Below are 12,922 nucleotides of genomic sequence, written 5' to 3' on the forward strand. Positions count from 1 at the left end.
GCTCACTCCCAGCGGAACAGTTTCGCTGCGCCAGCCCCGGCCGTCACGGCGATCACCGCCATTATCGCCAGGTGCAGCGGCTGCGGCGAGGGGCCGGTCCAGGCGTCGAGGAGCGCCTGCACCCCGGGCGGCGTGTAGTCGCCGATCCGCGCCACGGCGTCCGGGAGCAGGAACCGGGGCAGGTAGACCCCGCCGAAGAACATGGTGAGCAGGAACAGTGGCACGGCCAGGGCCTGGGCCGCTTTCGTCGTCCGAGCCACGGCGGCGACCAGCAGCCCGAGCGCCAGCAGCGCCGCCGTGCCGAGGACGAAGGCCAGGGCGAAGCCGAGCGGGTGCTCCGGGAGCGGCACCCCGAACGCCAACCGGCCGACGATGATGAGCAGCAGCGCGCTGGCCAGGATCGCGGCCAGGGCCACCACCAGCTGGGCGGCGAGCAGAGCGCCTGGGTGCGCAGGAGTGGTCGCCAGCCGACGCAGCACGCCGCGTTCCCGGTAGGTCGCCAGCGCCATGGGCATCGTGTTCACCCCGACCATGGCCAGGGTGACCACGAGCAGCGACGGGGCGAAGTAGTTGACGAAGTTCTGCCCGTCGAAGTTCGGATCCGGCTCGCGGAGCGAGGGGATCAACCCGAGCACCACCAGGATCATCGTGGGTAGCCCGACTATGGTGAGCAGCGTCGGCAGGTCCCGCAGGTAGAGCCGCGCCTCGATCCTCAGGATCTGACGGAAGGCGTGCATGCTTGCCCCTTTTCAGTCGACGGGCCGGTGCCCGGTCAGCTCGACGAAGGCGTCGTCGAGGGTGGACTGCTCCAGCCGCAGGTCCGCGGCGACGATCTGGTGGCGGGCGAGCACCGAGGTGACGGCGTGCAGCAGGTCACCGGTGCCGGTCACCACCACCTGACCGCCGGTGCGCCGCACGTCGGACACCTCGGGCAGGTCGGTGAGGAGCCGGTCGTCGACAGGCGCCGAGGGCCGGAACCGGACCCGCTGCTCCGGAGCCACCGCCGACACCAGGCCCGTCGGGGTGTCCAGGGCGACGACCCGGCCCCGGTCGATCACCGCGATCCGGTCGCAGAGCCGCTCGGCCTCCTCCATGAAGTGGGTGACCAGCACGATCGTCACTCCGCTGTCGCGGACCTGCTCGATGAGACCCCAGGTGTCCCGGCGGGCCTGCGGGTCCAGCCCGGTGGTCAGCTCGTCGAGGATCGCGATCTCCGGGTTGCCGACCAGGGCCAGCGCGATGGAGAGCCGCTGCTTCTGACCGCCGGAGAGCTTCTTGTACGCGGTGTTCCGCTTCTCGCCCAGGCCCAGCTTGTCGATCAGGGCGGCCGGGTCGGCGGGGTTGCGGTAGAACGAGGCGTACAGCTCCAGGGCCTCGGCGACCCGGAGCCGGTCGGGCAGCTGGCTCTCCTGGAGCTGCACCCCGACCCGCTGCCGGAGCTGGGCCGCGTCCCGGCGCGGGTCGAGCCCGAGGACCGACACCCCGCCCCCGTCCGGGACGCGCAGCCCGGCGACACATTCCACTGTGGTGGTCTTGCCGGCGCCGTTGGGACCGAGAACGCCGAAGATCTCACCGGCCTCCACGGTGAGTGACACGTCGTCCACCGCCACCAGATCGCCGTACCGCTTCTTCAGGTGGGTCACCTCGATGACCGGCATCGTGCCGCCTTCCGCCGCCGCTGACTTCGTACCCCTCAAGGGTCGTCGGGCTGGCCCGGCGGCGAATCGACCGGTCGGCGACGGACCCCGGCGATCCCGGTGGATCGCCGCCGTCCGTCAATCGGTTGATGTGGACGCGCGGCATCGCTGCTAGCGCTCCGCCCGGCGGTTTCGGACACGGCTGGTTAGGCTGCTCGATCGTGGACGCCAGCAGAATCGCCAGCCCGGTGACCGGGGCCGTCGGACGCTTCTTCCTCGGGGTGCGGCTGCTCCTGCGCGGCCTGGGCCTGTACGTCCGCAGCCCCGGGCTGATGCTGCTCGGCATCGTGCCGGCGCTGATCTCCGGTGCGCTCTTCGTGGCCCTGCTCGCCACCCTGGTGTACTTCGTGGACGACCTGGCCGCGCTTGTCACGCCGTTCGCCGACGACTGGTCGAGCACCGGCCGCAGCCTGGTCCGGGTGATCGCCGGCCTGGCCTTCCTGGGGCTCGGTGGCCTGCTCGGTGTCCTCGCCTTCACGGCGGTCACCCTGGTCATCGGCGATCCGTTCTACGAGAAGATCTCCGAGCGGGTCGAGGAACGGCTCGGCGGCACCCCGGACGCGGTGGACGTGCCGTTCTGGTCGTCGCTGCGCCGCAGCCTCGCCGACTCGGTACGCCTGGTGGCCCTCACGGCGTTGGTCGGCATCCCGCTCTTCTTCGCCGGTTTCATCCCGGTGGTCGGCCAGACTGTCGTGCCGGTGATCGGGGCGGCGGTGGGTGGCTGGTTCCTCGCCGTCGAGCTGGTCGGAGCGCCGTTCTACCGACGTGGCATGCGGCTGCCGCAACGCCGGACGATCCTCAAGGCGGACCGGCCCATGGCCCTCGGCTTCGGGGTGGCGGTGTTCCTCTGCTTCCTCATTCCGCTCGGCGCAGTGCTGGTCATGCCGGCTGCGGTCGCCGGTGCCACCCTGCTGGCCCGCCGGTCACTCGGCCAGTCGATCGAGGAGAGCTGACGTGGAGATCACCCTGGTCGAGGGGGACATCACCGCCCAACGGGTCGACGCCGTCGTGAACGCCGCGAACTCGTCCCTGTTCGGCGGCGGCGGTGTCGACGGCGCCATCCACCGGCGCGGCGGGCCAACCATCCTGGCCGAGTGCCGGGCGCTGCGGGCGTCCCGGTACGGCAGGGGCCTGCCGACCGGTCAGGCGGTGGCCACCACCGCCGGGGAGCTGCCCGCCCGTTGGGTGATCCACACCGTCGGGCCGGTCTGGTCCGGCACCGAGGACCGCTCGCCGCTGCTGCGCGACTGCTACGCCAACAGCCTGCGGGTGGCCGACGAGTTGGGCGCGGCGACCGTGGCGTTCCCGCTGATCTCCGCCGGCATCTACGGGTGGCCTGTCGACGACGCCGTCCGTCAGGCGCTGTCGGTGCTGCGGTCGGCCGCGCCGGCCACCGTCACCGAGGCCCGCCTGGTGCTCTTCGGCGCCGACACCCACGCCACCGCCCGCCGCGTCCTCGACACCGCCTGATCACTACGCCGGGCCGGCCCTGTCCGCCTCGTCACAGCGGAGCACGCCGACTTTGCCAACATCCTGTTGATAACATATCGACATGATGTCGATAACCCCTGCGGGCGGGCGCTGATGTTCCTCGCCATTCGTGAGCTGAGCTTTGCCCGCCTGCGCTTCGCGCTGATGGGCGCGGTGATCGCCCTGATCGCCGTGCTGATGGTGATGCTGTCGGGCCTGTCGGTCGGGCTGGTCCGCGACGGGGTGTCCGGGCTGCAGAACCTGCCGGTCACCTCATTCGCCTTCGCGCACGACGTCCAGCGTGACTCGGCGTTCTCCCGCAGCGTGGTGGACCTGTCGGCGGTGGACGAGTGGTCTGCCCAGCCGGGCGTCGCGGAGGCGGCACCCTTCGGCAACACGCTGGTGAACACGCGTACGGACCGGGGAACGGAGATCGACCTGGCGCTGTTCGGAGTCCAGCCCGACTCGTTCCTGTCGCCGTCGGTCAGTCAGGGTGAGCGACTGGGAACCGAGGACGGGATCGTGGTCAGCCCCACGGCGCTGGACGCGGGCCTGCGGATGGGCGACACGGTCACCATCGATCGGCTCGGCACGCGGCTGCGGGTCGTCGGCGTCACCGAGCAGCAGGACACCTTCGGGCACGTGGACGTGGCGTACGTGCCGCTGGCCGCGTGGCAGGCCATCAAGTCCGGCACCGCACCCGGCACGGCGCTGCCGCAGCGCGCCGCAACGGAGATCACTGCGGTGGCGGTCCGCGCGGACGACGGTAAGTCCGTCGACCTTTCCGCCGGGGACACCGCGGCGGGCACCGAGAGCCTGACCCTGAAGGAGTCCTACGGCGCCTCGCCGGGATACACCGCCGAGACGACCACGCTGCAACTGATCCAGGGATTCCTGTACGCGATCTCGGCGCTGGTCGCCGGAGCGTTCTTCGCGGTGTGGGCGATCCAGCGCAAGCCCGAGGTGGCCGTCCTGCGGGCGCTGGGCGCCTCGACCGGCTGGGTGTTGCGCGACGCGCTGACGCAGGCCCTCGTGCTGCTGGCGGCCGCTGTCGCCGTCGGCGTGGGGATCGGGCTCGCGCTCGGCGCCCTCATCACCGGCAGCGGTATCCCGTTCGCGCTGAGCATGCCGAGCATCTCCGCGGCCGGGGTCGGCCTCGTCGTCCTCGGCCTGATCGGAGCCGGCGCGGCGGTCATCCGCATCACCTCTGTCGACCCGGCCACCGCTCTGGGAGGAAACCGATGAGCAGCCGTCCCGCTCCGACCGCTTCGACCGCATCCGCCGACGACGCACCCGAGCGGCTGGGGTTGGTGATGCGTGCGGTGTCCCTGCGGCACGGCAACGCCGCTGAGACCGTGCAGGCGCTCGACGACGTCGACCTGACGGTGCGACCGGGTGAACTCGCCGCGGTCGTGGGTCCGTCCGGTGCGGGCAAGTCCAGCCTGCTCGCCGTCGCTGGCGGCCTGGCCCGGCCCGACCACGGAACCGTCACCGTGGCCGGTCAGGACATGACAGTTCCGAGTCGCCGTACGCGTACGGAGCTGCGCCGCCGGCATGTGGGGTTCGTGTTCCAGTCGGGCAACCTGCTGCCCGCGTTGACCGCCGCCGACCAGTTGCGGCTGCCCCTGCGGCTGGGGCCGCGGTCGCAGCGGTCCGGCCGTGACCCGCTGGAACTGCTCGCGGACGTCGGTATGGCGGACAAGGCCGGCCGGCGCCCCCACCAGCTGTCGGGCGGCGAACGCCAGCGCGTCGGAATCGCGCGGGCACTGGTCACCGAGCCCAGCGTGCTGCTGGTCGACGAACCGACGGCGGCGCTGGACCGGGCACGCAGTCACGAGATCGTGCAGCTGCTGGCCCACGAGGCCCGGCAGCGGTCGGTGGCGGTGGTCATGGTCACTCACGACCACGACGTCCTGCAATACTGTGACACCGTCTACGAGATGGTCGACGGCAAGCTCGCGGCCAGCAGCTGACCACGACGACGGGTGGGGCACGGCCGCAGAGGCCGGCCGGCCACGCCCGTCCGGAACGAGGGGGGCGGCGTGCCGAAGATCCAGGCCGCGACCGTCGCCGAGCACCGGGCGTCCCAACGCGCCGCGCTGCTCGACGCGGCACGCACCCTGCTGTCGAGACACCCCGAGCAGATCCCTGGTCTGGCCGAGGTGGCCCAGCACGCCGGTCTGGCCCGGTCCAGCGTCTACTCGTACTTCAAGTCCCGGGCCGACATGTTCGACGCCCTCGTCACCGAGACGTTCCCCCGCTGGTCGGCCTACGTCGAGAAGCAGATGGACGCGGCCGGCACCCCCGGCCAGAAGATCCAGGCGTACGTGGACAGCAACCTGCAACTGGTTGCCCGCGGCGACCACGCGCTGGCCCGCGCGCTGGCGTCGGCCGGCAGCAGCGAGACACTCGCCAGCTCCAGCCGACTCATGCACGACCGCCTGGAAGCCCCGCTGCGCGCCGCCCTCACCGACCACGGCTCCTCGGACCCGGTCCGGGTGGCCGAACTGGTGCAGTCGATCGTCTACGCCCTGAGTCGCATGATCGAGGGAGGGCTCGCCCTGGACGAGGCGACCAACCTCGCCCGCGAGCTACTCAGCCCGTACCTCGACCGCGACAGCGGCTGAGGCTGCCGGCGGAGCTGGTCAGGTCAGCTCCGCCAGGCAGGACCACTGGGATCCCACGGGCCGGTAGCCCAGTCGGGCGTTGATCGCCAGCATCGGCGCGTTGGCCTCGTCGTTCGAGGTGTACGCGATCCGCACGCCGTTGGCGGCGGCCCGGTGCAGCGCCGCCGCCTTGGCCAGCCGGGCCAGCCCACGCCCCCGGTACGCGGGGACGGAGCCGGTGTAGTCCGACCACATCCGGTCGCCATCGCGCTTCACGAGGCTGAAGGCGACCACCACACCGTCGACCTCGGCGGCGGTGCTGGACGTCTTGTCCAGCCCGAGGTTGTCCCACACGTCGTACTGCCAGCTCTCGTAGCTCTTCGCGTCGACAGGCACGTCGCCCGGTTCGTCCGCCGCCGAGGCCACGTCCGCCACGTACAGCAGGTGTGGGTCCAGGCCGGCGATCGGATGCAGCCGTACGCCCGGGGGCGGCTCGGGCAGCGCTGGCGCCGGATTCAGGTCGAGCGCCGAGTAGCGCACCTCCCGACTGGGCTCGTACCCGTGGTGACGGGCGAACGGCAGCGCGTCCGGCTGTGCCATGGCACGTACCCGGCGGATTCCCAACGGTCGCAGGTAGTCGGTCGCGGCGGTCAGCAACGCCGTCCCGACGCCGCGCCGCCGGTGCTCCGGGTGCACGTGCAGCAGGTTGATGCCACCGACGTTCGCCGCCGAGGTCGTCCCGATGCGTTCGGCGGACACCCACCCCACCACGCGGCCGTCCACCTCGGCGACGAACGCCGTCCAGTCCTCCCCGGGCGGCGGTTCGGCGATCATCTTGCGGGTCGACTCGACCCCACGCACCAGGTACGGGTGGACGGTCGCCCGCAGGGCCACCACGTCCGGGGCGTCGTCCGGCTGCGCCACACGGATACGCATGTCAGGCCCCCGTCCGTACGGCGGCGACGGCCTCGACCTCGACGAGCTGGTCGGTGTAGCCGAGCACGGCCACCCCGAGCAGGGTGCTGGGCGGGTCGTGGTCGCCGAAGAAGTCCCGGACCACCTCCCAGACGGTCACCAGGTCCTTCTGCTGCGACGACGCCACGTACACGGTGGTCTTGACGACGTCGGTCAGCCGCGCGCCGGCCGCGTCCAGGGCGGTGGAGAGGTTCGTCAGCACCTGCCGGGCCTGCGCGGCGTGGTCACCTGGCGCGACGGTACGGCCCTCGGCGTCCAGGGGGCACGCGCCAGCGGTGAACACCAGCCGGGCGGGCGGATCGACGGTGGCGGCGTACGCGTACTCGGCGACGTCGGAGAGTGCGGGCACGTGCAGCAACGCGACAGGATCCGGCATGCCGGCGAGGCTAACGACGATCGCCCGCCACAGCGACGCATTAAGCGCCCCGGCGTCCGGGGAGATTGTGCGGATCTTGAAGCGGGGCAGCAGCCCCGTCAGGCCGAGGCGCGGACGATCAGCTCGGTCGGCAGCATCAGCGACTGCTCGATCTCCTCGCCGGCGGCGAGGCGGAGCAGTTGCTGGGTCATCCGCCGGCCGAGTTCCACGATCGGTTGCCGGACGGTGGTCAGCGGCGGTTCCGTGTAGGCGGCGGTTTCGATGTCGTCGAAGCCGATCACCGCCACGTCCTCCGGCACCCGTCGGCCGGCCGCACGCAGCGTGCGCAGGGCCGCGTGTGCCATCAGGTCCGAGGCGGCGAACACCCCGTCCAGGTCGGGATGATCGGTGAGCAGGCGGTCCATCGCCGCCGCACCGGACTCGCGGGTGAAGTCGCCGACGGCGATCAGCTCGGGCAGCCCGGCGGCGGCCACCGTCTCCCGGTAGCCGATCAGCCGTTCGATCCCGGCGACCATGTCCTGCGGGCCAGCGATGGTGGCGATCCGCCGGCGACCGCCGTCGATCATGTGTCGCACGGCGGTGGTGACCCCACCGACGTGGTCCACGTCGACGTACGGCACTGGTACGTCGCCGAGCGGCCGGCCGCTGACCACCACGGGGATGCCGAGGCGGGCCAGCGTGCCCGGCAGCGGATCGGCGCCGTGCAGCGAGGCGAAGAGCACCCCGTCGACGTGGCGACCTGTGGTGTACCGCTCGACCCGCTGGTGCCCGGCCGGTGAGCCGGCCAGCATCAGCACCAGTTGCTTGTCGGCGGCCTCCAACTCCTGACTGACGCCCCGGATGATGCCGGGAAAGACCTGGTCGTCGGAGAAGACCCGGGTGGCCGCCTCCGGCATGACCAGGGCGATCGAGTCGGTCCGCTGGGTGACCAGGCTGCGGGCGGCCAGGTTGGGCACGTACCCCAGCTCGGCGACCGCCCGGTTGACGGCCTCCCGGATGGGTTCGGCGACTGTGGTGGAGCCGTTGACGACCCGCGAGACGGTGGCCCGGGACACCCCGGCCCGTGCCGCCACCGCCTCGAGCGTCGGCCGCTGAGCCGTGGTCATCGCGACTTTCCCCCGCTCGTCACAGCCCGTTCCGGGAGATCACCTCCTGGTACCACCGGGCGCTGGCCTTCGGTGTGCGCCGCTGGGTCAGGTAGTCGACGTGCACGATCCCGAACCGCTTGCGGTAACCCTCCGCCCACTCGAAGTTGTCCAGGAATGACCATACGAGATACCCGCGCAGATCAACGCCCCGGGAGATCGCCTCGTGCGCCGCCCGCAGGTGCCCGTCGAGGTAGGCGATCCGGTCGTTGTCGATCACCTGGCCCGGCCCGGCCGGCGAGTCGCTGCCCGCCTTGTCGGGGAACGCCGCGCCGTTCTCGGTGATCAACAGCGGCACACCGGGATAGTCGGTGGCGATCCGCTCCAACAACCGGGTCAGCCCGGACGGCTCGATCATCCAGCCCATGTCGGTGAGCGGCCCGGCCGGCGGCAGGAAGTGCACCGCGCCCTCGGTGCCCGGGTAGGCGCCGTCGCCGTCGCCGTCGGGGCGGCCGGCGACGTAGGTGGGCGCGTAGTAGTTGATGCCGAGCAGGTCGATCGGGGCGGCGATCAGCTTCTCGTCGCCGTCGCGGATGAACGTCGGCTCGACGATGCGGGCCATGTGCTCGCGTACGTCGTCGGGATAGCCGCCGGCCAGCAGCGGGTCCAGGAAGATCCGGTTGTGCAGGCCGTCGACCAGGCGGACGGCTGCGGCGTCGGCCGCGCTCTGCGGGTCCGCCGGGCGTACATCGGCCGGGTTGACGGTGATGCCGACGCTGCGCGCGCCGGCCGCCCGCAGCGCCCGCGCCGCCAGGCCGTGCCCGAGCAGCAGATGGTGTACGGCGGTGAAGGCCGCCGCCCCGTCCTGCTCGCCCGGCGCGTGCACCCCGTTGCCGTAACCGAGGTAGGCCGAGCACCACGGCTCGTTGAGCGTGGTCCAGACGTCGATCCGGTCGCCGAGGCGGGCGTACACGGCAGTGGCGTACGTGGCGAAGTGCTCGGCGGTCTCCCGGTTGGTCCAGCCGCCCCGGTCGCCCAGGCTCTGCGGCAGGTCCCAGTGGTAGAGGGTGACGATCGGGTCGATGCCCCGGTCGAGCAGTGTGTCGGTGAGCCGGTCGTAGAAGTCCAGCCCGCGCGGGTTGACCGGGCCGCTGCCGTCGGGCTGGATCCGGGGCCAGGCGACCGAGAACCGGTACGCCCTTAGGCCCAGCTCGGCCATCAGCGCGACGTCGTCCGCATACCGATGGTAGTGGTCGCAGGCGACGTCACCGGTGTGGCCCTGGTACACCTTGCCTGGCGTACGGCAGAAGGTGTCCCAGATGGACGGGCCGCGACCGTCGTCGCGGGCCGCGCCCTCGATCTGGTACGCGGCGGTGGCCGCACCCCAGAGGAAGTGCTCGGGAAACCGGAGTTCACTCATGCCTTGACCGCACCTTCCATGATCCCGCCAATGATCTGGCGGCCAAACAGCACGAAGACCAGCAACAGGGGCAGCGTCGCGATGGCCGTCCCGGTGAACACCTGCGACATGTCCTGGTAATACCCGTCGGACAGCGCTCGCAGGGAGAGCTGAACGGTCGGGTTCGCCGGGTCGTTCAGCACAGCGTACGGCCACAGGAAGTCGTTCCAGGTGGTCATGAACGTGAGCAGGCCGAGCACGGCGGCCGCCGGGCGCAGCGCCGGCAGCACCACGTGCCACCAGATCCGCGGGGTGCCGCAGCCGTCCATCCGGGCGGCCTCGATCAGCTCGTCGCTGATGGCCTGGCCGGCGTACTGCCGCATCATGAACACCCCGAAGCCGGTGACCAGCACCGGGACGATCACCGCGGGCAGCCGGTCGTTCCACTGCAACTTGGTCATGAGGAGATAGAGCGGGATCACGCCGAGCTGCGTCGGCACCATCATCGTCGCGATGATCACCAACAGCAGCGCGTTGCGTCCCCGGAAGCGCAGCTTCGCGAAGGCGAACCCGGCCAGGCTGGAGAAGAACACGACCGAGACGGTGACCGTGGTGGCCACGATCGTCGAGTTGATCAGCCCGGTCAGGAAGTACGCGTCGGTGTTGTCGAACAGGCGGGCGATGTTGGCGCCCAGGTTGCCGCCGGGTGTGACCGGGGGTGGCAGTTGGCCCATCGCGTCGTTGCTGCGACTGGCGATGACGAACATCCACCAGATTGGGAAGATCGACAGGACGGCGGCGAATATCAGGGCCAGGTAGGTGAGCGGGCTCGCCCGCCAGAGCCGGCTCATCGGGTTGCTCCTTTTCGAGGGCCGGCCCCGCCGCCGAGTCGGCGCAGGATCAGCACGTTGACCGCCGCGACGATCGCGATGAGCGCGAAGAGCAGCCAGGCCACGGCCGAGCCGTACCCGAAGTTGTAGTGCGGGGCGAAGGCGTTCTCGAACATGTACATGGTCAGGGTCTGCGACTCGCGCAGCGGTCCGCCGCGGATCGGGTTGGTGCCGGAGTTGAACATCCGGGGTTCGGTGAAGAGTTGCAGTCCGCCGATGGTGGCGATGATCGTGCAGAAGATGATCGTCGGTTTGAGCAGTGGCACGGTGACCGACCAGAACTGCCGGGCGCGGCTCGCGCCGTCGATCGCCGCCGCCTCGTACAGGTCGCGGGGGATGGCCTGCATCGCGGCCAGGAGGATCAGCGCGTTGTAGCCGGTCCACCGCCAGTCGACCATGGCGGAGATGGCCACCCAGGAGGCGATCCGATTGGACTTCCAGTCGATCGCGTCCATCCCGACCAGGTCGAGCAGCCAGTTGATCATGCCGAACTCGCGGCCGAAGAGCACCCCGAAGACGATCGCCACGGCGGCGGTGGAGGTGACGTTGGGAACGAGCACCGCCATCCGCCAGCCCGTACGCGCCCGCAGCCCCCGATTCAGGAGGTTGGCCAGCCAGAGCGCGGCGAGCAGCTGCGGCACCGTGGAGATGACGAAGATGCCCATCGTGTTGACCAGCGCGTGCCAGAAGTCGGCGTCAGCCAGCAGCCGGGTGTAGTTCTCCGCGCCGACGAACGGGTGGTCGGTGCCGAGCAGGTCCCAGTCGTGCAGCGAGACCCAGAAGGTGTACGCCAGCGGGTACGCCCCGAAGACTCCGAAGATCAAAAAGAACGGGGCGATGAAGAGGTACGGCGAGAAGCGGGTGTCGAGCCGGCTGAGCCGACCCGAGGATCGGCGGGGTTGCCCGGCCGTCGGTGCGACCGGGGGGCGGGCGTCGAGCTGGACGGTCATGCCCTCAGGACTCCTTTCCGTCGCGCGGGCGGGATCCCGGTTTCCCAGGAGCCCGCCCGCACGCTGGCTCGGGCTACTTGGCGGCGGCCTTCTTCGCGTTGGTCACCGCGTCCGTCCAGCCCTGCGTCGGGCTGCGCTGGCCCAGCTCCACGGTCCGTACGGCGTTCTCCACCTCGGTGCGGACGGCCTGGTTCTTGGGGCCCATGTAGACCGGCTTGAGGCTCTTCGCGCCGGTGCCGAAGATCGCTCCGACGGGCGCTCCGGAGAAGTACGCGTTTGTCGAGCCGGCGATCGCCGGGTCGTCGAGCGCCTGCGGCGAGGACGGCAGCGGACCCTTGGCCTTGAACGCGCCGATCTGGCCCTTGGCGCTGGTCAGGAACTTGGCCAGCTCGATGGCCTCGGCCTGGTGCTTGCTCTGCTTGGGCACGGCGAGGTGCGACCCGCCCCAGTTGCCGCCGTTGCCGGGCACCCGGGCGATGTCCCACTTGCCCTTGGCGGCCGGGCCGGAGTTCTGCTCGATGACACCGGTCATCCAGGCGGGGCAGGCGATGGTGGCGAACTTCGTCTGCTTGAAGGCGGACACCCACTCCTCGGACCACGAGCCGTACTTGCCGGAGAGTCCCGAGTCGATGATGTCCATGGTGGTGTCCCAGGACTGCCGTACGGCCGGGTTGCTGTCGACGACGACGTTGCCGTTGGTGTCGTAGTAGCTGTAGCCGGTGGTGTTGCCGGCGGTCTGCAGCAGGATCGTGTTGAACGTGTTGGTGGCCGCGTCGAGGAAGGACGCGCCGGTCTTGGCCGCGACGAACTTCTCGCCGGTGGCGATGTAGTCCTGCCAGGTCGGCCAGAGCTTCGAGACCGCGTCCCGTTCGGTGGGCAGACCGGCCTTCTCGAAGAGGTCCTTGCGGTAGCACATGGCGATGCCGCCGACGTCGGTGCCGAGGCCGATGAGCTGCTTGCCGTCGGGGGTCAGGCCGGCGTTCCACTTCCATTCGAGGAAGTTGCCCTTGAGGTCGGCTGCGCCGTGGTCCAGCAGGTTGACGAAGTTGCCGGGGTTGGCCTTGTACTCGACGAGCAGGCCCTCCTCGATGGCCACGATGTCACCGGCGCCCCGGCCGGCGGCGAGCCACTGGGTCAACTTCGGCGAGTACTCGTCGAGGTTGCTGCCGGTGCCCCGTTCGACGATCTTCACGTCGGGGTGCGCGGCCATGTACTCCTGGTAGAGCTGGTCGTAGCCGAACTGGCCGAAGACGTCGACGGTCAGCGTGATCGGCCCGTCCGCCTCGGCGTCGTCGCCGCCGCCGCAGCCGGCGGTGACGAGCAGGGCGGTCGTGGCGGCGAGGGCCACCGCGGCGAGGCGGCGGCGCGGAAAGACAGCCATCGGATATGGACCTCTCTCAAGGTGGTCAGGTGGTGGCAGAAGGCCAAGAGAGCGCTCTCACGTCAGGGTGGAGGGTTCTCCGGGCACTGTCAA

At 70.7% G+C, this 12,922-nt stretch carries 14 protein-coding genes; 5 read left to right on the forward strand and 9 right to left on the reverse strand.

Annotated features, from left to right (window positions below):
- Positions 1-2: 2 nt before the first annotated feature.
- Positions 3-737 (reverse strand): ABC transporter permease, encoded by a 735-nt coding sequence (locus tag B0E54_RS06380; RefSeq protein WP_234582323.1) that lies wholly within the window; start codon positions 735-737, stop codon positions 3-5.
- Positions 738-749: 12 nt separating this feature from the next.
- On the reverse strand, positions 750-1,658 hold the full coding sequence (locus tag B0E54_RS06385) for an ABC transporter ATP-binding protein (protein ID WP_234582324.1): 909 nt from the start codon (positions 1,656-1,658) through the stop codon (positions 750-752).
- A 200-nt stretch (positions 1,659-1,858) separates the two neighbouring features.
- Between B0E54_RS06385 and B0E54_RS06390 the strand changes: the two genes are divergently transcribed.
- The 5 genes from B0E54_RS06390 to B0E54_RS06410 all read left to right on the forward strand — a co-directional run bounded on the left by B0E54_RS06390 (position 1,859) and on the right by B0E54_RS06410 (position 5,794).
- Entirely contained in the window at positions 1,859-2,650 is a 792-nt protein-coding gene (locus tag B0E54_RS06390) for an EI24 domain-containing protein (RefSeq protein ID WP_234582325.1), read from the forward strand.
- A gap of 1 nt (position 2,651) precedes the next feature.
- Complete coding sequence (locus B0E54_RS06395) at positions 2,652-3,167, forward strand: O-acetyl-ADP-ribose deacetylase (protein WP_234582326.1); 516 nt, start codon at positions 2,652-2,654, stop codon at positions 3,165-3,167.
- A 114-nt stretch (positions 3,168-3,281) separates the two neighbouring features.
- Positions 3,282-4,412, forward strand: coding sequence for an FtsX-like permease family protein (locus B0E54_RS06400; RefSeq protein ID WP_234582327.1), 1,131 nt, complete (start codon positions 3,282-3,284; stop codon positions 4,410-4,412).
- On the forward strand, positions 4,409-5,140 hold the full coding sequence (locus B0E54_RS06405; protein WP_234582328.1) for an ABC transporter ATP-binding protein: 732 nt from the start codon (positions 4,409-4,411) through the stop codon (positions 5,138-5,140). The genes B0E54_RS06400 and B0E54_RS06405 overlap by 4 nt, the downstream gene beginning before the upstream one ends.
- A gap of 69 nt (positions 5,141-5,209) precedes the next feature.
- Positions 5,210-5,794, forward strand: coding sequence for a TetR/AcrR family transcriptional regulator (locus B0E54_RS06410; protein ID WP_234582329.1), 585 nt, complete (start codon positions 5,210-5,212; stop codon positions 5,792-5,794).
- Between the two features lie 18 nt (positions 5,795-5,812).
- On the opposite strand, the gene B0E54_RS06415 is transcribed toward B0E54_RS06410, so the two are convergent.
- The 7 genes from B0E54_RS06415 to B0E54_RS06445 all read right to left on the reverse strand — a co-directional run bounded on the left by B0E54_RS06415 (position 5,813) and on the right by B0E54_RS06445 (position 12,829).
- Entirely contained in the window at positions 5,813-6,709 is an 897-nt protein-coding gene (locus B0E54_RS06415) for a GNAT family N-acetyltransferase (protein WP_234582330.1), read from the reverse strand.
- A 1-nt stretch (position 6,710) separates the two neighbouring features.
- The gene (locus B0E54_RS06420; RefSeq protein WP_234582331.1) at positions 6,711-7,124 is read right to left on the reverse strand and encodes a RidA family protein; all 414 of its coding nucleotides are present in this window, start codon (positions 7,122-7,124) and stop codon (positions 6,711-6,713) included.
- Between the two features lie 98 nt (positions 7,125-7,222).
- Positions 7,223-8,230 (reverse strand): LacI family DNA-binding transcriptional regulator, encoded by a 1,008-nt coding sequence (locus tag B0E54_RS06425; RefSeq protein ID WP_234582332.1) that lies wholly within the window; start codon positions 8,228-8,230, stop codon positions 7,223-7,225.
- 19 nt (positions 8,231-8,249) lie between these two features.
- Positions 8,250-9,629 carry a GH1 family beta-glucosidase gene (locus B0E54_RS06430; protein WP_234582333.1) on the reverse strand — a complete coding sequence of 460 codons (1,380 nt, stop codon included), beginning with the start codon at positions 9,627-9,629 and terminating at the stop codon, positions 8,250-8,252.
- Entirely contained in the window at positions 9,626-10,459 is an 834-nt protein-coding gene (locus B0E54_RS06435; protein WP_234582334.1) for a carbohydrate ABC transporter permease, read from the reverse strand. Before B0E54_RS06435 ends, B0E54_RS06430 begins: the two co-directional genes overlap by 4 nt.
- Positions 10,456-11,448 (reverse strand): carbohydrate ABC transporter permease, encoded by a 993-nt coding sequence (locus B0E54_RS06440; RefSeq protein ID WP_234582335.1) that lies wholly within the window; start codon positions 11,446-11,448, stop codon positions 10,456-10,458. The genes B0E54_RS06435 and B0E54_RS06440 overlap by 4 nt, the downstream gene beginning before the upstream one ends.
- Positions 11,449-11,521: 73 nt before the next feature.
- The gene (locus B0E54_RS06445; protein WP_234582336.1) at positions 11,522-12,829 is read right to left on the reverse strand and encodes an ABC transporter substrate-binding protein; all 1,308 of its coding nucleotides are present in this window, start codon (positions 12,827-12,829) and stop codon (positions 11,522-11,524) included.
- Between the last annotated feature and the right edge of the window lie 93 nt (positions 12,830-12,922).

Origin of the sequence: Micromonospora sp. MH99 (assembly GCF_021442385.1) — a bacterium.
Lineage (GTDB): Bacteria > Actinomycetota > Actinomycetes > Mycobacteriales > Micromonosporaceae > Micromonospora.